The 25102-nt window shown below is 72.1% G+C and carries 21 protein-coding genes; 5 read left to right on the top strand and 16 right to left on the bottom strand.

Annotation, left to right across the window (positions count from 1 at the left end; translation table 11 throughout):
* The first annotated feature begins 54 nt into the window (after nt 1–54).
* Nucleotides 55–726, top strand: a complete 672-nt coding sequence (locus tag ISO16_RS22660; RefSeq protein WP_029541483.1) for an FABP family protein — start codon at nt 55–57, stop codon at nt 724–726.
* 355 nt (nt 727–1081) lie between these two features.
* Here the strand turns inward: ISO16_RS22660 and cydC are convergent, their stop codons facing one another.
* From cydC to ISO16_RS22635, 5 genes are all read right to left on the bottom strand, one after another.
* Entirely contained in the window at nt 1082–2743 is a 1662-nt protein-coding gene (gene cydC, locus ISO16_RS22655) for a thiol reductant ABC exporter subunit CydC (protein WP_029541479.1), read from the bottom strand.
* Nucleotides 2743–4482: a thiol reductant ABC exporter subunit CydD gene (cydD, locus tag ISO16_RS22650; RefSeq protein WP_072634418.1), complete on the bottom strand. Its 1740-nt coding sequence runs from the start codon at nt 4480–4482 to the stop codon at nt 2743–2745. Before cydD ends, cydC begins: the two co-directional genes overlap by 1 nt.
* Entirely contained in the window at nt 4479–5516 is a 1038-nt protein-coding gene (cydB, locus tag ISO16_RS22645) for a cytochrome d ubiquinol oxidase subunit II (RefSeq protein ID WP_006930194.1), read from the bottom strand. Before cydB ends, cydD begins: the two co-directional genes overlap by 4 nt.
* Nucleotides 5517–5526: 10 nt before the next feature.
* Complete coding sequence (locus ISO16_RS22640) at nt 5527–7023, bottom strand: cytochrome ubiquinol oxidase subunit I (RefSeq protein ID WP_006930196.1); 1497 nt, start codon at nt 7021–7023, stop codon at nt 5527–5529.
* A 212-nt stretch (nt 7024–7235) separates the two neighbouring features.
* Entirely contained in the window at nt 7236–8081 is an 846-nt protein-coding gene (locus tag ISO16_RS22635) for an aminodeoxychorismate lyase (protein ID WP_029541472.1), read from the bottom strand.
* A 54-nt stretch (nt 8082–8135) separates the two neighbouring features.
* Here ISO16_RS22635 and ygfZ point away from each other — a divergent pair, with 54 nt between their 5' ends.
* The 4 genes from ygfZ (at nt 8136) to ISO16_RS22615 (ending at nt 11300) form a co-directional block, all read left to right on the top strand.
* Nucleotides 8136–9266: a CAF17-like 4Fe-4S cluster assembly/insertion protein YgfZ gene (ygfZ, locus tag ISO16_RS22630; protein ID WP_072634417.1), complete on the top strand. Its 1131-nt coding sequence runs from the start codon at nt 8136–8138 to the stop codon at nt 9264–9266.
* Entirely contained in the window at nt 9263–9937 is a 675-nt protein-coding gene (locus ISO16_RS22625; RefSeq protein WP_006930202.1) for an MOSC domain-containing protein, read from the top strand. Before ygfZ ends, ISO16_RS22625 begins: the two co-directional genes overlap by 4 nt.
* Complete coding sequence (locus ISO16_RS22620; RefSeq protein ID WP_072634416.1) at nt 9934–10908, top strand: asparaginase; 975 nt, start codon at nt 9934–9936, stop codon at nt 10906–10908. Before ISO16_RS22625 ends, ISO16_RS22620 begins: the two co-directional genes overlap by 4 nt.
* 182 nt (nt 10909–11090) lie before the next feature.
* Nucleotides 11091–11300, top strand: a complete 210-nt coding sequence (locus tag ISO16_RS22615; protein ID WP_006930206.1) for a DUF3073 domain-containing protein — start codon at nt 11091–11093, stop codon at nt 11298–11300.
* Nucleotides 11301–11552: 252 nt separating this feature from the next.
* Here the strand turns inward: ISO16_RS22615 and purM are convergent, their stop codons facing one another.
* The 11 genes from purM to ISO16_RS22560 all read right to left on the bottom strand — a co-directional run bounded on the left by purM (nt 11553) and on the right by ISO16_RS22560 (nt 25037).
* Entirely contained in the window at nt 11553–12626 is a 1074-nt protein-coding gene (gene purM / locus ISO16_RS22610; RefSeq protein WP_006930215.1) for a phosphoribosylformylglycinamidine cyclo-ligase, read from the bottom strand.
* A gap of 175 nt (nt 12627–12801) precedes the next feature.
* Complete coding sequence (gene purF, locus ISO16_RS22605) at nt 12802–14388, bottom strand: amidophosphoribosyltransferase (protein WP_006930220.1); 1587 nt, start codon at nt 14386–14388, stop codon at nt 12802–12804.
* Nucleotides 14389–14504: 116 nt separating this feature from the next.
* On the bottom strand, nt 14505–14891 hold the full coding sequence (locus ISO16_RS22600; RefSeq protein ID WP_006930223.1) for a sterol carrier family protein: 387 nt from the start codon (nt 14889–14891) through the stop codon (nt 14505–14507).
* An 11-nt stretch (nt 14892–14902) separates the two neighbouring features.
* Nucleotides 14903–15589: a CPBP family intramembrane glutamic endopeptidase gene (locus ISO16_RS22595; RefSeq protein ID WP_072634415.1), complete on the bottom strand. Its 687-nt coding sequence runs from the start codon at nt 15587–15589 to the stop codon at nt 14903–14905.
* Nucleotides 15586–17361 carry an alpha/beta hydrolase gene (locus ISO16_RS22590; protein ID WP_006930227.1) on the bottom strand — a complete coding sequence of 592 codons (1776 nt, stop codon included), beginning with the start codon at nt 17359–17361 and terminating at the stop codon, nt 15586–15588. The genes ISO16_RS22595 and ISO16_RS22590 overlap by 4 nt, the downstream gene beginning before the upstream one ends.
* 3 nt (nt 17362–17364) lie before the next feature.
* Entirely contained in the window at nt 17365–19647 is a 2283-nt protein-coding gene (gene purL, locus ISO16_RS22585) for a phosphoribosylformylglycinamidine synthase subunit PurL (RefSeq protein ID WP_072634414.1), read from the bottom strand.
* Between the two features lie 65 nt (nt 19648–19712).
* Nucleotides 19713–20324, bottom strand: a complete 612-nt coding sequence (locus tag ISO16_RS22580; protein ID WP_006930232.1) for a Uma2 family endonuclease — start codon at nt 20322–20324, stop codon at nt 19713–19715.
* Nucleotides 20325–20393: 69 nt separating this feature from the next.
* Complete coding sequence (locus ISO16_RS22575) at nt 20394–21692, bottom strand: M18 family aminopeptidase (protein ID WP_072634413.1); 1299 nt, start codon at nt 21690–21692, stop codon at nt 20394–20396.
* A gap of 173 nt (nt 21693–21865) precedes the next feature.
* Nucleotides 21866–22216 (bottom strand): VOC family protein, encoded by a 351-nt coding sequence (locus tag ISO16_RS22570; RefSeq protein ID WP_029541452.1) that lies wholly within the window; start codon nt 22214–22216, stop codon nt 21866–21868.
* A 60-nt stretch (nt 22217–22276) separates the two neighbouring features.
* The gene (locus ISO16_RS22565; protein ID WP_083662440.1) at nt 22277–22642 is read right to left on the bottom strand and encodes a hypothetical protein; all 366 of its coding nucleotides are present in this window, start codon (nt 22640–22642) and stop codon (nt 22277–22279) included.
* A 325-nt stretch (nt 22643–22967) separates the two neighbouring features.
* A complete protein-coding gene (locus ISO16_RS22560) occupies nt 22968–25037 on the bottom strand; it encodes a copper-translocating P-type ATPase (RefSeq protein WP_029541448.1) in 2070 nt (689 codons plus the stop codon).
* Nucleotides 25038–25102: the final 65 nt, after the last annotated feature.

Here is a 25102-nt window from a genome sequence, read left to right as displayed (position 1 = left end):
GCTCATCACGTGGTTCGCGGTGTACGTCCTCTACCGTCTGGTGACCGATCAGCCGTGAGTGCCGAGTCCGGTGAGGAACGGGAGGTCGTCCGCGGTAGCGGCGACAAGGCGGTCGCGGACGCCCTCGAACGGGCCAAGGCGACTGCCGACAAGAACGTCCCGATCCTGAGCGGCCTGCCCGTCCCCGACGACACCGCAAACCTGCGCCTCGGCCCGGACATGCATCCGGAGCTGTTGGCGCTGCTGCCCATGGTGGGCGTGTGGCGCGGCGAGGGCGAGGGCAACGATCCCCGCACCGGCGACTACCGCTTCGGCCAGCAGATCGTGGTCACCCACGACGGCGGCAACTACCTCGTGTGGGAGGCCCGTTCGTGGCGCCTCGACGAGGAGGGCGGTTACCGCGGCCCGGACCGGCGGGAGAGCGGATTCTGGCGGGTCTCCGGCACCGGCGCGCCCGGCAGCGAGGATCCGGAAACCCTCGAGCTGCTCCTCAATCACAGCTCCGGCGTCGTCGAGCTGTACTACGGCACCGCCCTGACCCAGTCGTCCTGGGAGCTGGCGACCGACGTGGTGATCCGAAGCCAGTCCGGCGAGGTGGTCGGCGGCGCCAAGCGCCTGTACGGCATCGTCGAGGGCGGCGATCTCGCCTACGTCGAGGAACGCGTCACCGCGGACGGGGAACTGCAGCCGCACATGTCCGCGCGGCTGGCACGCTACATCGGCTGACCGTCCGGCACTCCTTCGGAACCGCCCTCCGGGCACGCGGCCCGTTCCGCCGGTCCCCGAGCCGAGGGACGTGGTCGCGCGGCCCACGCACGGCCTCCGCCCACGGACGCGAACGGCCCCCGAGCGACGGACGCGAACGGCCCCGAGCGCTACGCCGGGACGGATCGTCTCGGCGATTCCCGGTCGGACGGACCGGGAGGCTCGGGGGCCGGGTGACTGCGTGGTATTCGCCGGCCGCTGCAGCGGTCGACAATCCCGTCGTCGATTACAGCGGCTAGCGCGCAGCCACCTCACGTGTCCGATACTTCAATTCAGACCACCTCCTTTCTCGTGTACGCCCGAAAGTACGCCCCGCTCAGACCGCGGGCAACGAGTTTTTCCCCAGGCGAACGACGAGGTCGGCCGCGGTGTCGCCGGGCAGTTGGTGCGTGACGACGACGACGGTGCGCTCGGGCGCGACGAATCCGGCGTCCCGGTCCAGCAGCAGCCGCTGCAACTGCGCACCGTCGACGGCGTCGAGATGCTCGGTCGGCTCGTCGAGCAGCAGCACCCGTGCGGGGGACACGAGGGCCCGCGCGAGCAGCAACCGGCGCCGCTGGCCCCCGGAGACAGCCCGCGCACCGCCGGCCAGGGTGCTGTGCAGTCCGTCGGGAAGCCCGGCCACCCACTCCCCCAGCCCGACGTCGCCGAGCACGTCCAGCGCCTCGGCCTCGGTGAGGTCGCCGCGGGCCACCCGCAGGTTCTCCAGCACGGACGTCTCGAACAGGTGGGCGTCCTCGGCGAAGAATCCGGCCTTCTGCCGCAGGGCAGCCGGTTCGAGCTCGGCGAGCGGCACGCCGCCGAGGGTGACCGTCCCGGCGACGGGCTCGAGCAACCCCGCGAGGGTCATCAGTGTGCTGGTCTTGCCGCTGCCGCTGCTCCCGACGAGGGCGACGCGCGCGCCGGGTGGCAGGTCGAGCGTGAGGGGCCCGGCGTCCCGTCCGCCGGGCCAGCCGCTGCGCAGATCGACGGCACGCAGGTGGCACGGTTCCGCGACGGGCCGGGTGCCGTGCGGCACCGGCCGGTCGGCGCGGTCGAGCAGGTCGACGACGCGGCGCGCCGCGATCCGGGCGCGGGTGAGGGTGACGGCCGCGCCGGGCAGCGCCGCGCCGGCTTCGAACGCGGACAGGGGCAGCAACACGAGGATCCCGAGGGACATCGGGCTCATCCCGCCCTCGGCGAAGACCGCGATGCCGACGAGCAGCGACCCCAGGACGCTCGCCCCGACCGCGAGGGGGGTGGCGGCCTCCGCGTACGCGGCGGGGACGGCCGCGCGGTCGGTGGCCCGCACCGCGTCCACGCCCGCGCGGTGCGCCCGGCCGACGGCCTGCGGGAGCAGGCCCGCGACCCGCAGCTCGGCGGCGTGGTCGAGCGCGGTGACCGCGTCGCGGGAGAACCGGACGCGGGCGGCGGCGCTGTCGGCCTCGGCGCGGGCCGCGGCGCGGGCGGACAGCCACGGGGCCGCGACGCCGGTGACGAGCAGCGCGACGGCGAGGACCGCCGCCGCGGCCGGGGAGATCAGGGCGAGCCAGCCGACGGCGGCGAGGGCGAGGACCGCGGCGACGGCGATGGGCACCAGCGCCCGGACCACCACGTCCCCGAGGGCGTCGACGTCGGCGCCGGTGCGGGCGAGCAGGTCCCCGCGGCGCAGGCCGGCGGAGGCGACCGGGTCGCCGTCGGCGAGGCGCCGGTAGAGCCGGGTGCGAGCGGCGGTGGTGCCGCGCAGCGCGGTGTCGTGGCCGGCGAGCCGCTCGAGATAGCGGAACAGGCCGCGGGAGATGCCCAGGGCCCGCACCGCGACGACGGCGACCGTCAGGTCCAGCACCGGCGGCATCTGCCACGCACGGATGATCAGCCAGGCCGACAGGCCCGCCAGCGCCAGGGCGCTGCCCAGGGTGGCGACGCCGGCGGCGACGGCGGCGGCGACCCGGCCGGGGCGCAGTTCGAGCAGCGCCATCGCGCGACGCAGATCGTTCATCACCGCTCCCCCGTGCCGGAGGTCGCGTCGCTGTGGGAGCAGACCCGGACGACGGTGTCGGCGATCGCCAGGATGCGCGGGCGGTGCGCGACGATCACCACGGTGCGTCCGCGACGGGCCAGTTCCCGCACCGTCGCCAGGACCGTGGTCTCCGTCGTGTCGTCGAGGTGGGCGGTCGGCTCGTCCAGCAGCAGCACGGGCCGGTCCGCGGCGAGGGTGCGGACGAGGGCGAGCCGTTGCCGCTGCCCGAGCGACAGCCCGCTGCCGCCGGCGCCGACGACGGTGTCCCAGCCGTCCGGGAGCTCCTCGAGCACCTCGTCGAATCCCGTTGCCGCACAGATGTCGTCGATCCCGGCGGTGGCGAGGTCCACGCCGGTGAGGCGCAGGTTGTCGGCCAGCGTGCCGGGGAGCAGCACGGGCCGCTGGGGCAGCCACGCCACCTGCCCCCACCACGCGTCGGCGGCCACCACGGGACGGCCACCGACCTCGACGCAGCCCTCCACCGGCGCGGCGAGGCCGAGGACGGCGAGCAGCGCCGTCGACTTGCCCGAGCCGTTCGCTCCGGTCAGCACGGTCACGGCGCCCGGCCGGCACACGGCGTCGAGCCGGAACGGGGCGTAGCCGTCGCGGCTCGCGACGCTGAGGCCGGTCAACGTCAGTTCGGCTGCGGTGGAATCGAATTCGGCGCTCTCCGACACCGAGGTGGTCGCGGGGGCACGGTCGAGGATCGTGAAGGCGCGCTCGGCGGCGGCCTTGCCGTCCTCGGCAGCGTGGAACTTCGCGCCCACCGTGCGCAGCGGCAGATACGCCTCGGGGGCGAGGATCAGCGCGACGATGCCCGCCTCGAGGGCCATGTCGCCGTAGACGAGGCGCAGGCCGATGCTCACCGCGATCAGCGCGACGGACAGGGTGGCGAGCCATTCGAGCACGGTGCCGGACAGGAAGGCCACGCGCAGCGCCGACATGGTCGTGCGGCGGTGGTCGTCGCCGAGTTCGCGCACCTTCTGCGCCGGCCCCTGCTCGCGGCCGAGCGCGCGCAGCGTGGGCAGACCGGCGATCAGGTCGAGCAGCTGGGCCGACAGCGTCGTCATGGTGCGCAGCGTGCGGTCGGCCTTGCCCTTGGTCAGCAGCCCGATGAGGATCATGAACGCCGGGATGAGCGGCAGCGTCACGACGACGATGATCGCCGAGGTGAGGTCCTGGAAGGCGATGACCACCACGGTGATCGGGGTGAGCGTGACGGCGAGCAGCAGGGCCGGCACGTACCCGGTGAGGTACTCGGAGAGCCCGCCGAGCCCGCGGGTGAGGACGGTGGCGATCTCGTCGCGGCGTGGTTCGAGTTCGCGCGGCGGCAACCGGGTCGCCGCCGCGAGCACCTCGTGCTCGAGTTCGGCGACGACCCGGCTCGCCGAGCGGTGCGCGAACCGGGACTGCACCCACGTGACGAGGGTCCGGACGGTGACGGCCGCGGCCAGCGTCAGCAGTTCGGTCCGCCATGCGCCGAGGTCGGTGGAGCCGGTGGTGAGCACCCCGGCGAGGACCGCACCGATCGCGAGTGCGGACACGACGATCATCGCGACGTTGATCGAGGCCGTGACGACGGCGAGCGCCAGATAGCCGCGGGCGGTGGCGGAGTAACGCCACAACCGTGGGTCGATCGGCCCGCGACGCCGCGGCGCGTCCGACGCTCCGGGGGCGGAGCCGAACGGACGCACCGGGGCGTCGGCGGGCGCGGTCATTTCGTCCCGAGCGACAGGCCGATGGACTTCGGGATGTGCTTGGTGGAGATGCGCTGGCGGAACACCCAGTACGTCCACCCCTGGTAGATCAGGACCACCGGGGTGACGATCACCGCGGCCCACGTCATGACCTTCAGCGTGTACGGGCTCGACGACGCGTTCTCGATCGTCAGCGACAGGGTGTCGCCGAGCGTGGACGGCATGACGTTCGGGAACAGCGAGCCGAACAACAGGACGACGGTGCCGACGATCGCGACGGTGGTGAACACGAACGCCCAGCCCTCGCGCTCCGCGCGGGTGAGGGCGACGACGGCGAGCAGCGCCGCCGCCGCGGCGCCGACGACGAGCCACGTCCAGGTCTTGCCGTAGGCGAGTTGCGTCCACACCACGAAGACACCGGCCACGACGACCGCCGGAACGGCGAGCCGGGCGGCGAGTTTCACGGCGTCCTCGCGCACCTCGTCGGCGGACTTCAGGGCGATGAAGACCGCGCCGTGCAGCGCGAACACCAGTGCGGTGGTCGCGCCGCCGAGCAGCGCGTACGGGTTCAGCAGGTCGAAGAAGCCACCGATGTACTGCTTGTTCTCGTCGATGGCGACGCCGCGGACGATGTTCGCGAACGCCACGCCCCACAGCACGGCCGGCACCCAGGAGCCGAAGACGATGCCCCAGTCGCAGCGCCGCCGCCAGGTGGGGTCGTCGATCTTGCCGCGGTACTCGATCGCCACGACCCGGACGATGAGGCCGAGCAGGATCAGCAGCAGCGGCAGGTAGAACCCGGAGAACAGGGTCGCGTACCACTCGGGGAACGCGGCGAACATCGCGCCGCCCGCGGTGAGCAGCCACACCTCGTTGCCGTCCCACACCGGTCCGATGGTGTTGAGCAACACCCGGCGGCGGGTGTCGGCCGTCTCGGTGCGGCCCCGGCCGAGCACCGGCATCAGCATGCCGACACCGAAGTCGAAACCCTCGAGCACGAAGTACCCGGTGAACAGCACCGCGATCAGGACGAACCAGACCTCTTGAAGTCCCATGACCGATCTCCTAGTACGCGAAGGACAGCTGCTTGGGCCGGCCGGTGTCGTCGGGTTCGTCGTCGTGCTCACCCGGCGGGTGGGCGTCGTGCGGCAACGGGCCCTCGATGGTGTAGCGGCGGATCAGCCAGAACCACACGACGCCGAGCGCGCCGTAGACGACGGTGAAGGCCACCAGCGAGGCGATCACGGCGCCGGACGAGTTGTTCGACACGCCCTGGTCGACGGTGAGCCGGATCATGTCCACGCCCGTCGGGTTGGGGTGCACCACCCACGGCTGGCGTCCCATCTCCGTGAAGATCCAGCCGGCGCTGTTGGCCAGGAACGGCGTGGGGATGGCGAGGATGCTCAACCAGCCGAACCACTTCTGGTCGGGGACGCGGCCGCGGCGGGTGACCCACAGCCCGGCCAGGGCCAGCGCGGCCGAACCGGCGGCCAGGCCGATCATGGCGCGGAACGACCAGTAGGTGACGAACAGGTTGGGCCGGTAGTTGCCGGGGCCGAACTGCTCCTCGTACTGGTCCTGCAGGTCTTCGACGCCCTGCAGGGTGACGCCGGTGAACTCGCCCTGCGCGAGGTACGGCAGCACGAACGGCACCTCGAGGACGTGGATGACACCGTCGCAGTTGTTGTGCGTGCCGATCGTCAGGACCGAGAACTTGGGGTCCGTCTCGGTGTGGCACAACGACTCCGCCGACGCCATCTTCATCGGCTGCTGTTCGAACATGAGCTTCGCCTGGATGTCGCCACTGACGAAGAGCGCGACACCGGAGACGATCATGACCAGCATGCCGAGGCGGGCGGCGGGGCGGAACATCCCGCGGGCCTCACCCTCGAGCCGGTCGGCCTCGACCGGCTCGGCCTGCGCGGCGCGCCGCATGTTGCGCACCATCCACCAGCCGGCGATGCCCGCGACGAAGGTGCCGGCGGTGAGGAACGCCCCGGCGACGGTGTGGGGGAACGCCGCGAGCGCGGTGTTGTTGGTCAGCAGTTCCCAGATGCTCGTCAGCTCCGCACGCCCGGTCTCGGGGTTGTACGTCGCACCGACGGGGTGCTGCATGAACGAGTTGGCAGAGATGATGAAGTACGCGGATGCGTTCACGCCGATCGCGACCAGCCAGATCGTCGCCAGGTGGAGCAGTTTCGGCAGCCGGCCCCATCCGAAGATCCACAGGCCCAGGAAGGTCGACTCGAGGAAGAACGCCACCAGGCCCTCGAGCGCCAGCGGGGCGCCGAAGACGTCCCCGACGAAGCGGGAGTATTCGCTCCAGTTCATGCCGAACTGGAACTCCTGGACGATGCCGGTGGCCACGCCGAGAGCGAAGTTGATGAGGAAGAGCTTGCCGAAGAACTTCGTCAGGCGGTACCAGTGGTCCTTCTTCGTGACCACCCACATGGTCTGCATGATCGCGATGAGCGGGGCGAGACCGATGGTCAGCGGGACGAGGATGAAGTGATAGACGGTGGTGATGCCGAACTGCCACCGGGACAGGTCCAACACATCCATGGCTACTCCGAGGTGACGCCCAGGGACAGGCTCCGAATCCGGGGCGCGGGCTCGGGGCCTCGGACTCTGTGCACAAGGGACCATCCGCCGCACGCGCCGGAGACCTTGTTACTACTAACAGTAGTAGAAGTGGACAGAAGCGTCGACGGTGTCGACCGACACATGCTTCCGATCGCGCGAGCGGCACGCCCCCGGCCGGGCCGCGGCGGCGCTCACTCGACCGCGGCGTCCACCAACGCCTCTACCTCACCGACCAGGGCACGGCGGGACAGGGCGTGCCCGTCGAGGGTGTGCACCCGCGCCGCCAGAGCGACGCTCGAGACGAGCCAAACACCTTCCGCCACAACAAGATCCGCAGGACGGACCGGTTCGTACCGCACGACGAAATTGTGGTCGCCCGCGACGTCGAACAGCGCCTGTTGCGTGGTACCGGGCAGGATCCCCTGCTCCGGCGGCGGAGTGATGAGCGTGCGGCCGCGCGCAATGAGGACCGACGAACGTGGCCCCTCCAACACGTACCCCTCGCTGCTGATGTAGATCACATCGTCGGCGCCGAGCGACTCGGCGTGCCGCAGCGCCGCCATGTTCGTCGCGTAGGACAGGGTCTTGGCCCCGAGCAGCTGCCACGGCGCCTTCGACGCGAGATCCACCGAGTAGCCGCGCTCGAGCGTCACCACGGACACCCCGTCCTTGCGGGCCTTGTACACCCGTTCGGCCACCGGCGTCAGCAACAGGAACGCGGTCGGTTCACTCCCGCCCTCCCGGCCGCGGGTGTACACCAGGCGCAACGCCCCCTCCCGCTCCGCGTCCCACTGCTCGATCGCGACCTCGATCGCCAGCCGCCAGTCGTCGCGCTCGGGGGCCGGCAGTCCCGCCGCCGCGGCGGACGACACGAGCCGGCTCAGGTGCTGTTCGACGGTGCGTGCCCGCCCGCCACGCACGAGGAGCGTCTCGAACACCCCGTCGCCGCGCAGCACCCCGATGTCGTCCGCGTGCAGCAGCGGCACATCCGCGTCCCGAACCTCGCCGTCCAGCGTCACCAGCACCCGCTCAGCCATGCGCACACCCTATCCATTCCTCCCGGTACAGACCCGCGCTCCTAGACTGGTGTCGTGGCCGACACTCCCTCCGTGACCGACAGCCCACTCCTTGCCCGCCCCGGCGCCGTCCCTGCGCCGGCCGGCACCCCCGACGCGGGACTGCCGTGGCACTACGGCGACCCGTTCGGTGAACAGCGCGCTGCCCTCACCGGCGTGGCCGTCGTCGACCGCTCGACCCGGTTCGTCGTCGCCGTTCCCGGCGAGGAGCGCCTGAGCTGGCTGCACACCATCTCGAGCCAGCACGTCGCGCAGCTGCGCGACGGCACCTCGGCGGAGAACCTCAGCCTCGATGCGCAGGGCCGCGTCGAGCACCACTTCGTGCAGACCGATCTCGACGACGTCACCTGGATCGACACCGAGCCACAGCGTGGACCGGACCTGCTCGCGTTCCTCACCAAGATGGTGTTCTGGTCCAAGGCCGAGCCGCGGGACGGCAACGAACTGGCCGTGCTCACCCTGCTCGGTCCGCACGCCGGCGATGCCGCCGTCCTGGCCGCGCTGGGCATCGACGCCCTGCCCGCCGACGTCTACGCCGCGGCCGCGCTGCCCGGGGGCGGGCTCGTCCGGCGCATGCCCTGGCCCACCGACGACGCCTGGGACCTTCTCGTACCCCGGGAACGGCTCGCCGACGTGTTCACCGCCCTCGTCGACGCCGGTGCCCGCCCGGCGGGCACCTGGGCATTCGAGGCGCTGCGGGTCGTCTCGCTGCGCCCGCGCATCGGCCTCGACACCGACGAGCGCACCATCCCGCACGAGGCCCGCTGGATCGGCGGCCCGGCCGAGCACGGCGCCGTCCATCTCGACAAGGGCTGCTACCGGGGGCAGGAGACCGTCGCGCGGGTGCACAACCTCGGCAAGCCGCCCCGGCACCTCGTCCTGCTGCACCTCGACGGTTCCGCCGAGGGCCGGCCCGAACCCGGCGACCCGGTGACCGCCGACGGTCGCGCCGTCGGCCGGGTGGGCACCGTCGTCGACCACTTCGAGCTCGGTCCCGTCGCGCTGGCCCTCGTCAAGCGGAACGTTCCCGTCGGTACGGCGCTCGTCGCCGGACCCTGCGCCGCGGCGATCGATCCGGACTCGGTGCCCGACGACGCCGCCGTGCAGGCCGGCCGGCTCGCCGTGGAACGGCTCCGCGGGCGGTGAGCCACCCGTACGTCCCGACCGGCCGGGTCGAGGCGGTCTGCGTGGTGCACGCCGTCCGCCACAGCGGCACCCGCCGCGTTCCGTACACCGCCATCGACAAGCGGCCCGTGCCCGGGCCCGTGCCGGTCCGGCAGCTCGGCCTGCACGGCGACCGGCAGTGCGACACCGCCCACCACGGCGGCCGCCACAAGGCCGTCTACGCGTACGCCGAGGACGAGGTGCGCCGCTGGGCCGACGAGCTCGGCCGCGAACTGCCCGCGGGTTGGTTCGGCGAGAACCTGCGCGTGAGCGGGATCGCCACGTCGGATGCCGTGATCGGCGAGCGCTGGCGGATCGGATCCGCCGGCCTGCTCCTCGAGGTCACCGGACCGCGCACCCCGTGCGGCACGTTCGGGGTGTGGGCGCAGGAACCGGGCTGGGTGAAGCGGTTCGCGGCCCGCGGCGACACCGGCGCGTACCTGAAGGTGATCGTCGAGGGCCCGGTCGAGGCGGGCGACGGGATCACCGTCGTGCACGTGCCCGAGCACGGGGTGACCGTGCGGGAGCTGTTCACCGGCCGGGACCCGGCGCGGATCGCGGTGATGCTCGAACGGCAGGCCGACTTGTCCCCTAGTGTCGCCGACAAGGCTCGCAGACGAGTCGCCGGACGAGAGGTGCAGGTGGAGTATTGAGCGTCGAACTCGTGGAAGTGGTGCGGTCCGGATTCCGCGAATGCGTGCACCGCGGCTCGCTCGTCGTGGTCGGGCCGGACGGTGAGGTGCGGATCGCCCTCGGAGAGATCCACACGCCCGTCTACCCGCGTTCGTCGAACAAGCCGCTGCAGGCGGTGGCCCTGCTGCGCCACGGATTCGTGCCCCGGTCGACGGAGGAACTGGCCATCGCGACGGCCTCCCACGAGGGCGAGGAGGACCACGTCCGGCTCGTGCACGCGCTGCTCGCCGGGCACGGGTTCACCGAGGACGACCTGCAGTGCCCGCCGGACCTGCCGGGCAACGAACCGGCCCGCGCGACGATCGTCGCGGCCGGCCGCCCACGGCGGACGGTGTACATGAACTGCTCCGGCAAGCACGCGGCGATGCTCGCGACGTGCGCCGCGAACGGCTGGCCCGTCCGCGCCGAGCAGGACGAGCCGGGCTACCTCGACTCCGCCCATCCGCTGCAGCAGGCGGTGGTCGAGACGATCCTCGAACTCGCCGGCGACGTGGAGGACACCGATCTCGGAATCGACGGGTGCGGCCTGCCGATCGTGCCGCTACCGCTGTTCAACCTCGCCCGCGCCTATTCGCGGCTGGCGACGGCCGCGCCCGGGACGCCGGAACGGGCCGTCGCCGACGCGATCCGGCGTCATCCGCACCTCGTCTCGGGCAGCGGCAAGGACGACGCCCGGCTGATGCCCGCGGTGCCGGGGCTGCTGTGCAAGGCCGGCGCGGACGGCGTGCACGCGGGCGCCCTGCCGGACGGCACCGCGTTCGCCCTCAAGATCGACGACGGCCACGAGCGGGCCCGGCTCCCCCTCACAGCCGCCCTGCTGCACCACCTCGGCGTGACGTGGTCCGAGGACCACGCGGAGCTCGCCTCGCAGCCGGTGCTCGGCGGCGGCATCCGGGTCGGCACGGTGCGGGCGATCCCCGGGGTGCTCTGAGCGCCACCGGTACCGCATTTGCCCAGGTCGCCTGTGGGTGAGACCAATCGGACACTGCCGCAACCAGGTGTGTGGAGGCGGAACCGACTTTTGCACGCTAGAGTGGTGGCCAGGAAAATACTCAATTAACCGGGGCCGCCAAATTCCCCAGGCCGCCCCGTCAAGGCGCGAGGGGGTTAGCCATGGGCCGCGGCCGGGCTAAGGCAAAGCAGACCAAGGTTGCACGGGAGCTCAAGTACAGCTCACCGGCCACCGACTTCGAGAGCCTCCAGCGGGAATTGTCTGGCGGTACACCCAACTCGCACCGGGACGAGGTCTTCGCGGACCAGCGTTCCGGCCCGGACGGTCGTTCCGCCTGGGACGACGACTACGACGACGACTGGCGTCGCTGACCCGAGCCTCACGCACGGGAGGGGGGAGTCGGACCACCGACTCCCCCCTCCCGCTGGGCACCCCTCCCCTCCGCCCGGATCCCGCACAGCTCTGCGGACCCGGTCGGGCGGTGAGGCGATCCCGAAAACTTCTTCATCACCACGACGCGCAGCGCCCGGGCCGTCCTGAACGGCCCGGGCGCTGCGTGTTTCGGGTGTGGAGAGGTTCCGGGGTGGGGCGTTCCCGGATGCCGGACTCGGGCCGGCGCCGGGTCAGAACCGCGGGTGGTCGCCCACCAGCACGGCCCGCACGTCGTCCTGGTCCTGCGACTTGCGCACGGTGCCCAGGGTCCAGCAGTCGATGTGCCGCGCGGTGAGCACCGCGAGGGCCCGGTCGACGTCCTCGGGCGCGACGATCGCGACCATGCCGACGCCCATGTTGAAGGTCTTCTCCATCTCGGCCCGCTCGACGCGGCCGCGCTGGGCGATGAGCCCGAACACCGGAGCCGGGCTCCACGTGGTGCGGTCGAGTTCGGCGACGAGTCCCTTCGGCATCACGCGGGCCAGGTTCCCCGCGAGTCCCCCGCCGGTGACGTGGCAGAAGGTACGGACCTCGGTCTCGGCGGCCAGCGCGAGGCAGTCCTTCGCGTAGATCCGGGTCGGCTCGAGCAGTTCCTCGCCGAGGGTGCGGCTGAACTCGTCGACGTGTGCCGTCAGGCTCATCTTGCCGATGTCGAGAAGGACCTTGCGCGCCAGCGAGTATCCGTTGGAGTGCAGGCCCGACGAGCCCATGGCGATGACCACGTCGCCCGGGCGCACCCGGTCGGGTCCGAGCAGCCTGTCGGCCTCGACGACGCCGACACCGGTGGCGGACAGGTCGTAGTCCCCGTCGGCCATCACGCCGGGGTGCTCGGCGGTCTCGCCGCCGAGCAGCGCGCAACCGGCCTGGACGCAGCCGGCCGCGATGCCGCCGACGATCTCGGCCACCCGCTCGGGCACCACGCGACCGACCGCGATGTAGTCCTGCAGGAAGAGCGGCTCGGCGCCACAGACCACGAGGTCGTCGACGACCATCGCGACGAGGTCGAGACCGACCGTGTCGTGCTTGTCGAGGGCCTGCGCGACGGCGAGCTTGGTGCCGACGCCGTCGGTGGACGCCGCGAGCAGCGGTTCCTTGTAGTCACCCTTGAGCGCGAACAGACCCGCGAATCCGCCGAGGCCGCCGAGCACCTCCGGGCGGGTCGCCTTCTTCGCGTGCGGTGCGAACAGTTCGACGGCTCGATCGCCGGCCTCGATGTCCACGCCCGCCGCTGCGTAGGAAGCTCCGGGGGTTGTGTCCTCGGTCATGGGTTGTCGGCTCCAGCCTCGAGTTGTGGTGAACAGGTGTGTCGGCATCGCTGCCGGGCGCGCGCACGCACGCCGAAGCCCGCCGATCGCGCACCTCAAGGTACCTGACCGGGTCGGACCGCCGACGCGCGACGACGCGAAACCGTGGCCGCCGCCATCGCGGCGGCGGGTGGGTCTAGGGGCGGCTCAACGCGTCCGCGTTGTCGTTGTCGAGCACCGGCGCGGTGCCCGCGGCCCCGCCGAGCATGCCTTCGAGCACGTTCTTTCCGACGGCGTGCTCCTTCGGCAGCGCGATCGGGTAGTGCCCGTCGAAGCACGCGGCGCACAGGCGCGATGCGGGCTGCTCGGTGGCGCCGATCATCCCGTCGATCGAGATGTACCCGAGGGAGTCCGCACCGATCGAACGGCGCACCATCTCCACCATCTCGTCGAAGTCGTGCCCAGTCAGCTCGGAGGCGTCGCGGGTGCCGCCGCCGTTGGCGATCAGCTCGGCCGGGGACGCGAAGTCGATGCCGTAGAAGCAGGGCCACTTCACCGGCGGCGACGCGATCCGCACGTGGATCTCGAGCGCACCGGCCTCGCGGAGCATGCGGATCAGGGCGCGCTGAGTGTTGCCACGCACGATCGAGTCGTCGACGACGACGAGCCGCTTGCCGCGGATCACCTCGCGCAGCGGATTGAGCTTGAGCCGGATGCCGAGCTGCCGGATGGTCTGGCTCGGCTGGATGAAGGTGCGGCCCACGTAGGCGTTCTTCATCAGGCCCTGGCCGTAGGGGATGCCGGAACCCTGGGCGTAGCCGACGGCGGCCGGGGTGCCCGACTCGGGGACCGGGATGACCAGGTCCGCGTCGACCGGGTGTTCCTTGGCCAGGCGCCGGCCGATCTCGACGCGGGTCGCGTGCACCGAGCGGCCCGCGATCGTCGAGTCCGGACGCGCGAGGTAGACGTACTCGAACACGCAGCCCTTGGGCTCGGGGTTCGCGAAGCGGGTCGAGCGGACGCCGTCGGCGTCGATGGCGAGCAGCTCGCCGGGCTCGATGTCGCGCACGAAGGACGCACCGACGATGTCGAGCGCGGCGGTCTCGCTGGCCACCACCCAGCCACGGTCCAGGCGACCCAGGCACAACGGCCGGATTCCCCACGGATCGCGGGCGGCGTAGAGCGTGTGCTCGTCCATGAAGGTGAGGCAGAAGGCACCACGCAGGGTCGGCAGCAGCTCGAGGGCCGCCTGCTCGACGGTGCTGTCGGCGGCGGCGTGCGCGAGCAGCGCGCCGACGATGTCCGAGTCGGTGGTCGCCGTGACCGCCCGCCGGTCCTCGCCGAGGCCCAGCTCGCGGGCGCGCTGGGCGAGTTCGGCGGTGTTGACCAGGTTGCCGTTGTGGCCGAGCGCGACGCCGGTGCCGGCCGCGGTGGTGCGGAAGATCGGCTGGGCGTTCTCCCAGGTGGTCGACCCGGTGGTCGAGTAGCGGCAGTGCCCGATCGCGATGTGACCGGACATGGCGGCGAGCGTCTGCTCGTCGAAGACCTGGCTCACCAGCCCGAGATCCTTGAAGACGAGAACCTGCGAGCCGTCGGCGACGGCGATGCCGGCCGCCTCCTGGCCGCGGTGCTGCAGCGCATAGAGGCCGTAGTACGTGAGCTTGGACACATCCTCGCCCGGAGCCCACACTCCGAAGACTCCGCACTCCTCGCGAGGTTCGTTCTCAGGTTCCTCGGCTGCGAGGAGATTACGTGTGTGGACCGACAGATCGGCACTGGTCACCGGGGTGCTCCCTGGGGGCTGGACAGAAGAGAGGCAACACCATTCTACGGGTCGCGCGACGGTGCCCCGCCCCGACGGGCCGCCGGGGCCCCATCCGGCGTCCCGTAGTCCCCCACTCACAACCGCAGCAGCGGCATCCAGTGCGCGATTTCCCCCGCCCGGCTGCCGGACGCGTCCAGCGATCCCTCGGCGGCCGCGTCGGCGAAGCCGACGAGACCGGTGGCCAGCCGCAGCCACGTCCGCGGGTCGGTCTCGACCACGTTGGGCGGGGTGCCCCGGGTGTGGCGGGGGCCCTCGATGCACTGCACCGCCACGAACGGCGGCACCCGGACCTCGACGCTGGATCCGGGCGCCACCTGTTCGAGGGCACGGGCGCTCAGGCGCACGGCCGTCGCGAGGTCGGTGCGGGCGGGCGCGTCGTCGGTCTCCGCCCGCAGCCACGGACCGACCCGGAGCAGGGCGGCGCGGAGTTCGGCGGGGTCGACGGGTCTGCGCGGTGCCACGGCGAGCCAGCCTAACGCCGCCGCGGCGCGGCGGCGTCCTCCTCGGGCGGCAGGCCGGCCAGGCGGACGGCCACGGCGCCGCCGGCGTTGAGGGCCAGGTGCAGCAGTGCCGGCGCGAGGACGCTGCCGCTGCGCCGGCGCAGCCCGTCGAAGACCACCGCCGAGAGTCCGGTGACCAGCACGGTTCCGAGCACGTGGTGACCGGCGTCCCTCGCGGGCCGCACGTGCCACAGCCCGAAGGCCGCCGCGTGCAGGCCGGACCCCGCCCCGCCCGGACCGAGCAGCGCCGCGAGCACGCTGCGGAACAGGAGTTCCTCGGCGGCGACTGTGCCGAAGGGAATGTGCAGGCCCACCCATTCGTAGAAGTCCTCACGTTCGGCGCGGGCCTCGTCGACGAGCCGGGCACGCAGCGACGGGACGGCCAGCATCACTCCGTAGGCGGCGAGCGGGACGGTCGCGGCGGCCGCACCCCAGCGGGCGCCGGACACCAGGTGCACCGGGTCCAGTCCCAGCGTCGCCCGTTCCAGGCCCGAGGCCCGCGCCGCACCCACCGCCGCGGCGCCGACCGCTGCGGACAGCACGGCCCGCCCCCGCGGCCCGAGGCGCGTGGCCGGCAGCACCGCACCCCAGCCGACGACCGCCGCGGCGACGGCCGGACCGAGCCACGGCCGGCGGCGAGCCCGTCCCGGCCGGCTCACTTCTCCGGTCCCTGCAGGTCGTCGATGACGCTCAGCGCGAACCGCACCCGCTCGGTGTCGGTCTCCGCCCAGCCTTCGGGCCGGGCGATCGCGAGCCACCCGTCGAGCACCGTGGTGCCGTAGTTGTGGCCGTGACCGTCGGGTACCCCCGCGGCGTTGGTCAGATCCGCCGAGACCTGCCAGAACGTCACGAACGGGAACCACCGCATCTGCGGCAGCCGATCGGGTCCGGGCGGTTCGGACAGCCAGTCCGGCCGGCTGAAGATCAGGTCCGGGGACCACCACACCACCGGATCGGAGGCGTGCTGCAGGTACAGGATCCGGGGGAACAACCATTGAGTGTCGGGTTCGCCGATCGACGCGCGGTTGTCGGCGAAGCGCACCACCAGGCCGTCCGCGTACACCGGCTCGACCTCGGTGGTGCCCGGGTCGCGCCGGGTGACGAGCTGACGCCACAGGCGGTTCGAGTTGGGCGGACCGACCCACAGGACACCGTCGACGGTGTCGCGGATCTCGGCGAGCGTGTCGAAAGCGCCCTCCCCCGACTGGGTTCCGAGGCTCTCCCCGTACAGGTACAGCTTCGGGCGATGCTCGGCGGCCTGGGCGAGCCACCGGTTGTGCACCCGGTCGATCAGCATGTCGCCGGCGGCGGCGGCCTTCTCGCGGTCGGCGAGGAACGAGATCCAGCTCGGCATGTACGAGTACTGCCACGCGACGAGGGCGACGTCGCCGTTGTGGACGAGTTCCATCATCATCGCCGCGGTCGGATTGACCCATCCGGTGCCGGTGGTCGGGATGACGACGAGCACCTCGCGGTCGAACGCGTCGGTGCGTTCGAGCTCGTCGATCACCAGGTCGGCACGCGCCTCGGGGGTGTCGGCGGTCTCGAGCCCGGCGTAGACCCGGATCGGTTCCCTCGCCGGGGCGCCGTTGATCGCGGTCAGCTCCGCGGCGCTCAGTCCCCGGCCGACGAAGTCGCGGCCCTGGTAGCCGAGCGTGTCCCACGCCGCGAACGACTCCGGGCTCCCGGACTTCTCGGGCACGAGCGGCTGGGTGATCCCGGGGCGGGTCTCGCTGTTCTGGAGACCGAACACCACGTTGAGTCCCGCGTACGCACCCCGGGCCAGCACACCGTCGATCAGCATGAAGACGACCAGCACCACCAGCAGCGCACCGAGCGAGCGAGCCGCACCCGGCGGCATGCGCAGGCGCCGCACGAGTTGCCACGCGACGATCCCCGCGAGTTCGCGCAGCCCCCGCCAGGTCGCGATCAGGGTGATCGCGACGGCGGCGGCAAGCACCAGGGTCCGCAGATACCCGCTGGTGGTGGTGCCCTCGGCATTCATCAGCGCGGCGAGCTGACGCTGCTGCCGCGAGGCGAACACCAGGGCCACCAGCGACGCGAGCACGGCCGCGACGGGGACCGCGACCTTGATCGCCCGCAGCACGGGCAGCGGCGGCGGCCACCACAGTCGGTTCGCCAGCAGCAGCCGGTACCCGGCCCAGCCGACGGCACACCCCACGCCGTAGCCGATGGCGACGTTGATGCCGCCGATGATGCCCTGGAACAACCAGTCGCGGGGCAGCAGCGACGGGGTCAGCGACCAGCAGAAGAACAGGGCCGCGAAGGCGATGCCGGTGAAATCCAGGCTCAGCAGTCCCCACGCCTGGGCGGTGTGGGGATGACGGTCACCGAATTCGGTGACCGCGTCGATGATCCGGCCCTGCCGGGCCTCGATCAACGCCAGCCGATCGACCTGGGATCCGACCATCGCTCACCCGAACAATGCCGGCAGTGTGCCCTCGTAGACCTCTCGCAGTTCGGCCATCGAGACCGAGAACCGGCCCTGCACCTCGACGGAGTCGGAGCCCTCGTCGACGACCCCGATCCGCACCCACGGCATGTTGCGCGCCGTGCACATGCCGGTGAAGCGGGTCTCCTCGGTGCGCGGCACCGCCACCAGCACCCGGCCGGCGGACTCGGAGAACAGGGTCACGAACGGATCCGCGTCCTCCGGCAGCAGGATCCGGCAGCCGGTCTCGCCGGCCAACGCGGCCTCCACGACCGCCTGCGCGAGGCCGCCCTCGGATAGGTCGTGGGCGGCGGAGATCAGGCCGTCGCGCGAACCGGCGGTGAGGATCTCGGCGAGCAGCCGCTCCCGCTCGAGGTCGACCTTCGGCGGCACGCCGCCGAGGTGGTCGTGCTCGACCTGCGCCCAGATCGAGCCGTCGAACTCGTCGCGGGTCTCCCCCAGCAGGATCAGGGTCTCGCCCGGCTCGAGGCCGAGGCCGGTGGGGATGCGCCGGTGCACGTCGTCGATCACGCCGAGCACGGCGACGACCGGGGTCGGCAGGATCGGGGTGGCCCCGGTCTGGTTGTAGAAGCTGACGTTGCCGCCGGTGACGGGGATGCCGAGCTGCGCGCATCCGTCGGCGAGACCACGCACGGCCTGCTGGAACTGCCACATCACGCCCGGATCCTCGGGCGAGCCGAAGTTGAGGCAGTTGGACACGGCCTTGGGGGTGGCACCGGTGACGGCGACGTTGCGGTAGGCCTCTGCGAGGGCGAGCTGCGCGCCGGCGTACGGGTCCAGCTGGGTGTAGCGGCCCGACGCGTCGGTGGCCAGCGCGATGCCGCGGCCGGTCTTCTCGTCCACGCGGACCACGCCCGCGTCGGCGTTCTCGGCGAGCACCGTGTTGCCGCGGACGTAACGGTCGTACTGCTCGGTGATCCACCTGCGGCTGCACAGCTGCGGCGAGCCGATCATCTTCAGCAGGGTCGCCTTCAGCTCCTCGGGAGTCTGCGGGCGCTGCAGTCCGGCGGTGGTGTCCGCGACGAGCGCGTCCTGGGACTCCGGGCGCTGCACCGGACGGTGGTACACCGGGCCCTCGTGCGCGACGGTGCGCGGCGGCACGTCGACGACGGTCTCACCGTGCCAGGTGATGACGAGCCGGTCGCCGTCGGTGACCTCGCCGATCACGGTGGCGAGCACGTCCCACTTCTTGCACACGGCCATGAAGGCGTCGACGTTCTCCGGGGTCACGACGGCGCACATGCGCTCCTGGGACTCGCTCGAGAGCACCTCGGCGGGCGTCATTCCCTTCGCGCGCATCGGGACCCGCTCCAGTGCGACGTGCATGCCGCCGTCACCGGCGGCGGCCAGCTCGGAGGTCGCGCAGGCGAGGCCGGCGCCGCCGAGGTCCTGGATGCCGACGACGAGCTTCTCGCGGTAGAGGTCGAGGCAGCACTCGATGAGCACCTTCTCGGTGAACGGGTCCCCCACCTGCACGGCCGGCAGCTTCTTCCGGCCGGAAGAAGATTCGTCGCCCTCGAAGGTCTCCGACGCCAGGACGGACACGCCGCCGATGCCGTCCAGACCGGTGCGCGCACCGAACAGGATGACCTTGTTGCCCGTGCCCGACGCGAACGCCAGGTGTAGGTCCTCCTTGCGCATCGCGCCGGCGCACAGCGCGTTGACGAGCGGGTTGCCGGCGTAGGAGGCGTCGAAGACGGTCTCGCCGCCGACGTTGGGCAGGCCGAGGGAGTTGCCGTAGCCGCCGATGCCGCGGACCACGCCGTCGACGACGCGACGGGTGTCGGTCGCGTCGGCGGCGCCGAAGCGCAGCTGGTCCATGACTGCGATCGGGCGGGCGCCCATCGCCATGATGTCGCGGACGATGCCGCCGACACCGGTCGCGGCGCCCTGGTACGGCTCGACGTAGGACGGATGGTTGTGGGATTCGACCTTGAAGGTGACCGCCCAGCCGTCGCCGATGTCGACGACGCCGGCGTTCTCACCGATACCCGCGAGCATCGACGCCCGCATCTCGTCGGTGGTGGTCTCCCCGAAGTACCGCAGGTGCACCTTGGAGGACTTGTAGGAGCAGTGCTCGGACCACATCACCGAGTACATGGCCAGCTCGGCGTCCGTGGGACGACGGCACAGGATCTCGCGGATGCGGGCGTACTCGTCGTCCTTCAGCCCCAGCTCGCGGGAGGGCTGGGCGACATCGGGGGTTTCGGCGGCGTGGGTGACGGTATCCACCTGCGGTGACACTGGGCGTCGGGTCCCTTCACTCTGGGATCGAAACGGCAGGCCGGGCGCGCGCTGCCGCGGCCAGTCTATCCGGGTGCACGCCCGGCGCCGTCCACCGGTGCGACGCCCCGCGGCGGCCGCACCGCCGTCAACGCGTCGAGATCCACGCTCACCCGGTGACCCGCGGCCGGAAGCAGCACCTTGCCCGTGTACTCCCCCTCGTAGCGGTACCACCCGTCGTCGAGCACGAACACCCCCAGCGTCGCGGGTTCGACGAGGTCGATCATCCAGTAGGCGGGGATGCGCGCCTCGGCGTACTCGGAGAACTTCGTGACGCGATCGGTGCGGACGCTGCCCTCGGCCATGACCTCCACCACCAGCCGCACGTCGCCGGCCGTCGCGCGGTCGGGGTCGGCGTCCACCAGCGCCCGGTCGACGACGATGCCGTCCGGGCAGCGCACCGTCAGCGGGGACTCGGTGAGCAGCACCTCCACGTCGCCGAGCACGGCCAGTTCCTTCGGCAGCTGATCGGCGAGCTGAGCGACGAGCCCGAACGCGACGTGCTGGTGCAGGTATCCGGGCCGCGGCGACGCCGACAGCACCCCTTCGCAGACCTCGACGTGGAACTGCTCGTATTCGGGCAGTTCCGTCCATTCGGCGAGCGTGAGCAGATGGTCGGGGAACGACGGGCCGGTCACAGGATCACCACCGTTCGCGGTCGGGCGAATTGTCCCCTCAGTCTGGCACCGGATGCCGGGCCGTGCCGGTCAGTTCGCCGGAGTGAGAAACGCCCCGAGAGCGCGGGCGTAGGCGGTGACGTCCTTCGCTCCCATGAGCTCGCGCGCCGAGTGCATCGCGAGCTGCGGAGCCCCGACGTCGACGGTCGTCAGCCCGGTCCGGGAGGCGGTGATGGGGCCGATCGTCGAGCCGCACGGCAGGTCGGCGCGATGCACGTAGCGCTGCAGCGGCACCCCGGCCTGATCGCAGGCGAGCGCGAACGCGGCGGCGCCGGCGGCGTCTGTGGCGTAGCGCAGGTTCTGGTTGACCTTGAGCACGGGGCCGCCGTTCACCGCGATGCGGTGGGCGGGCTCGTGGCGGTCCGGGTAGTTCGGGTGGGTGGCGTGAGCCATGTCGCCGGAGGCCACCACCGAGCCGGCCATGGTCCGCAGAAAGTCCTCGCGGCTCCCGCCGCGGGCCAGCACGACCCGTTCGAGCACGGTGTTCAGCAGGTCGGAGAACGCGCCGCGGTCGGACATGCTGCCGACCTCCTCGTGGTCGAACAGGGCGAGCAGCGGCACTGGGCCGCCGTGCTCGGCGACGTGGCCGACGGCGGCGAGCAGCGCCGCGGTCCCGGCGTAGCAGGTGCCCTGGTTGTCCAGCCGTGGCGCGCTGACGAGATCCGCGTCCGCCCCGACCAGGGTGGACGGGGCCAGGTCGTGGGTCATCAGCTCCCAGCCCAGGATCGCGTCGGCCTCGACCTCGACCGCCTCGGCGAGGAAGGCGAGGAAGGACCGCGGCGCGGTGCCCACCCCCCACACGGCGTTGACGTGGCGCTGCGGATCCAGTTGCACGCCCTTGCGGTCCTCCGAAAGGTGGATGGCGAGCTGGGGGACACGCAGGATCGGCCGGTCGACGCGGACGAGCACGTCCTCGGCACCGTTGCCGGCCCGCACCGTGAGCCGGCCGGAGACGCCGAGATCGCGGTCCAGCCACGAGTTCAGCCATGCTCCCCCGTACGGTTCGAGACCGACCAGTTGCCAGCCTGCCGAGGCGAGGTCGGGGTGCTGCTTGACCCGCAGGTTGGGGCTGTCGGTGTGGCCGCCGACGATCCGGAACGGGCGGGCGGGGTCGCCGTCGGCGCCCTCGGTGCTCCACGCGATCAACGAGCCGCCCCGCAGCAGGTAGTAGCGGCCGGGCTCGCTCGGCCACACCTGGGTCTCGGTGAGCTGCGTGAAGCCGGCGTCGGTGAGGGTGGCCGCGACGGTCGCGCACACGTGGAACGGCGACGGCGACAGATCGACGAAGTTGCACAGGCCCTGTGCGTCGGCGGGCGTGGTCGTAGGCATGGCTGCATCCTCGCACCGCACCCGCCTCGACACACCCCGGCCGCGCCACCCCGCACCCCGGCACGTCCGTGATGCACGACCGGGAGTGTCTCCGCGAGCGCACCGCGTCGCCGGCGACCGCGCCGACGGGGCGGGCTCGAATCCCGCCCCCGGGGCCGCGCTGCCGCCGTCGCTCAGTGCCCTCCCGCCACGCAGAACTGGTTGCCGTCCGGGTCGGTGAGCGTCACCCACCGGAACCCGCCCATGTCCTGGCGGTGCACCTCACCCGCGCCCGCCTCGACGAGCCGGCGCACCTCGGCGTCGAGATCGGGCGCCACCAGGTCGAGGTGGACCCGGTTCTTGCCCGGGGTCGGATCCGGAACCTTCTGGAAACCGAGTTTCTGTGCGGTGCCGGGCATTCCGACGATGTAGAACCAGCCGTCGTTGTCCTGCTCGATCCGGCCGCCGATCTGCTCGGCCCACCACGTGGCAAGCGGGCCGGGGTCGGCGCTGTCGAAGGTGATCATGCCGATGTTCAGTGCCATGGCCGGGACGGTAGCGGACGGGACCGACACGGGTGTGCCGCCACGGCACCGGGTTCGCCGTCAGCAGGCGGCGCGGACGAGCTGGGTGATGCGGTCCACCTGCTGATCGGTGGGGGTGACCGCCCCGTTGGCGGACAGCTCCGCGACCCGGCTGTTGATCTCCTCGTCGCTCGCCCCGTCGTCGATCAGGGGACAGGTTTCGGTGACGATCGCCTCGATGGAGGCGTCGTCCCGAGCGTCGGCCAGGTTCGGGTAGCCCGTCCGGAAGGTTGCGACGAAGGTCCCCAACTTCGCTGCGTCGACGGCACGTTGGACGACGCTGGAGGCGACGCTGCCGGCCGGGCGGGTCGTGCTCTCGGGCGCGGACGTCTCGTCGTCGGATCCGCAGGCGGTGAGCAGGAAGAGGGCGGCGACCGCCGCCACCACAGCAGTCTTGGTCTTCATTGTTCGAGCGTGACACGCCGGGACGCGCCCGCGCCGGTGAAAGGCGGAATTCACGGTGAGCCGTCGCGCTCACGCGCTTCCCGGCCCGGGAAGGGGACCGCCGAACGGCCCCGGCAAAGATGCGTAATGCTACTCGAGACAACGGCGACGACGTGCGGCATAGTGGTGCCCGGCACGGCCGATCGGGGGATTCGGCGGTGCCCGCCGGAGCCGGTTGGGGGCCGCGCTCCGGACCGCAGGAGAAGGGGCCCCGCCGCCGATCGGGACGGCGGCGGGGCCCCTTTCGTCGCGTCGGGCGACGGTCGTCTCAGCTCCGGGCTGCGACCTTCGCCGGATCCAGCTCCAGCCGGCGCAGCAACTGCGCGTTCAGTGCCACGACGATCGTGGAGACCGACATGAGCACGGCAGCGACCGCAGGCGGCAGGACCACCCCGGCGAAGGCCAGCGCACCGGCCGCGAGGGGCACCGCGACGACGTTGTACCCGGTGGCCCAGGCCAGGTTCTGCCACATCTTGCGGTAGCTCGCCCGCGACAGCGCGATCACCGACAGCACGGCGCGCGGATCGTCTGCGGCCAGGACCACGCCGGCCGACTCGACGGCGACGTCGGTGCCCGCGCCGATCGCGATGCCAACGTCGGCCCGCGCCAGCGCCGGCGCGTCGTTGACCCCGTCACCGACCATCGCGACGCGGTGCCCGCGGGCCTGCAGCTCGGCGACCTTCGCGTCCTTGTGTTCGGGCAGCACGTTCGCGAACACCTCGTCGATACCGAGGTCGGCGGCGACGGCGTCGGCCACCTGCCGCGCGTCCCCGGTGATCATGGCGACCTTCACCCCGCGCGCGTGCAGGGCGTCGATCGCCTGCCGCGACTCCTCGCGCACCGCGTCCTCGAGCGCGACGGCTCCCAGCACCGTGCCGTCGCGCACGACGTGCAGCACCGACGCCCCGCGGGCGACCCAGCGGTCGGTCGCGGCCGCGACGTCGGCGGGCACGTGCGCCCGCAGGTCCGCGAGCACGGCCGGACCGCCGACGAACACGGTCGCCCCGTCCACCACGGCCCGCACCCCGCGGCCGGGCAGGGAGCGGAAATCCTTCGTCGGCAACATGACTCGCCCTCCCGCGGCGGCGACGACGGCGCGGGCGACGGGGTGCTCGCTGTCGGATTCGACCGCGGCGGCCAGGGTCAACAGGTCGTCCTCGGTGGTGCCGGCGGTGGCGACGACGTCGGTGACGACGTGCCGCCCCTGGGTCAGGGTCCCGGTCTTGTCGAACAGGACGACGTCCACGCCGCGCATCCGCTCCAGCGACAGCCGGTCCTTGACGAGCACGCCGGCGCGGGCGGCGCGCTCGGTCGAGATGGCGATGACGAGTGGGATGGCCAGGCCCAGCGCGTGCGGGCACGCGATGACCAGGACCGTGACGGTACGGACGACGGCCTCGTCGACGTTGCCGAGCAGCGTCCACACGGCGAAGGTGAGGACGCCGGCGACGGTGGCGAAGTAGAAGAGGAAGGCGGCGGCCCGGTCCGCGAGCGCCTGGGCTCGCGAGGACGAGGCCTGCGCGTCGGCGACCATGCGCTGGATGCCGGCGAGCGCGGTGTCCTCCCCCACCGCGGAGATGCGGACGCGCAGTGCACTGTCGGTGGCGACCGTGCCGGCGACGACGGTGTCGCCCACGGCGCGGGGCACGGCGCGGGACTCGCCGGTGATCATCGACTCGTCCACGTCGGCGCGCCCGTCGACGACCGTGCCGTCGGCCGGGACGCGCGCACCGGCGCGCACCAGCGCGACGTCGCCGACGGCCAGGTCGGCGAGGGCGACCTGCACGACGCCGTCCGCGGTCACCTTCTCGGCGGTGTCGGGCAGCATCGCGGCCAGGGCGTCGAGCGCGCGCGACGCCGAGCCCAGCGCCCGCATCTCGAGCCAGTGCCCGAGCAGCATGATCACGATCAGCAGCGCCAGTTCCCACCAGAAATCGAGGTCGAACCCGCCCAGCCCGAGCGTGGTCACCCAGGACGCCGCGAACGCGACGCTGATGGCCATGGCGATGAGCAGCATCATTCCGGGCCGGCGGTCCCGCAGCTCGTTCCACCCGCCGACGAGGAAGGGGCTGCCGCCGTAGGCGAACACGACCGTGCCGAGGACGGGCGAGACCCATCCGGCCCACGCGGCGTCGGGCAGCGCGTAGCCGAGCAGGTCGGCGAACATGGCGCTGAACGCCACGATCGGAACCGCGAGGACCAGGCTCACCCAGAATCTGCGACGGAAGATCTCACCGTGCGGCCCGTGCCCGGCGTGCCGGTCCCGGGCGCGGTGGGCGTCGCGCGCTCCGGGCGGCGCGGTGTGGGCAGCGTGTCCGTGGTGTGCGAGCTCTGTCATGGCTCCCGCCTCGATCCGTTTCCGTTTCCGTGGACCCCTCCATTGATACCCCCTGGGGGTATAAA

This window comes from Rhodococcus sp. M8 (assembly GCF_015654185.1).
In the GTDB taxonomy this organism is placed as follows: Bacteria; Actinomycetota; Actinomycetes; order Mycobacteriales; family Mycobacteriaceae; genus Rhodococcus; species Rhodococcus aetherivorans.
The sequence above is the reverse complement of the archived record's forward strand: the minus strand, read 5'-3'. Positions and strand labels throughout refer to the sequence as shown.

Coding starts and splice junctions, on each gene's coding strand:
- ISO16_RS22575 (WP_072634413.1), bottom strand. CDS start 21,692: ATGCCTACGACCACGCCCGCCGACGCACAGGGCCTGTGCAACTTCGTC.
- ISO16_RS22570 (WP_029541452.1), bottom strand. CDS start 22,216: ATGGCACTGAACATCGGCATGATCACCTTCGACAGCGCCGACCCCGGC.
- cydB (WP_006930194.1), bottom strand. CDS start 5,516: ATGGGACTTCAAGAGGTCTGGTTCGTCCTGATCGCGGTGCTGTTCACC.
- ISO16_RS22640 (WP_006930196.1), bottom strand. CDS start 7,023: ATGGATGTGTTGGACCTGTCCCGGTGGCAGTTCGGCATCACCACCGTC.
- ISO16_RS22635 (WP_029541472.1), bottom strand. CDS start 8,081: ATGGCTGAGCGGGTGCTGGTGACGCTGGACGGCGAGGTTCGGGACGCG.
- cydC (WP_029541479.1), bottom strand. CDS start 2,743: ATGAACGATCTGCGTCGCGCGATGGCGCTGCTCGAACTGCGCCCCGGC.
- cydD (WP_072634418.1), bottom strand. CDS start 4,482: ATGACCGCGCCCGCCGACGCCCCGGTGCGTCCGTTCGGCTCCGCCCCC.
- ISO16_RS22615 (WP_006930206.1), top strand. CDS start 11,091: ATGGGCCGCGGCCGGGCTAAGGCAAAGCAGACCAAGGTTGCACGGGAG.
- ISO16_RS22590 (WP_006930227.1), bottom strand. CDS start 17,361: ATGGTCGGATCCCAGGTCGATCGGCTGGCGTTGATCGAGGCCCGGCAG.
- purM (WP_006930215.1), bottom strand. CDS start 12,626: ATGACCGAGGACACAACCCCCGGAGCTTCCTACGCAGCGGCGGGCGTG.
- ISO16_RS22560 (WP_029541448.1), bottom strand. CDS start 25,037: ATGACAGAGCTCGCACACCACGGACACGCTGCCCACACCGCGCCGCCC.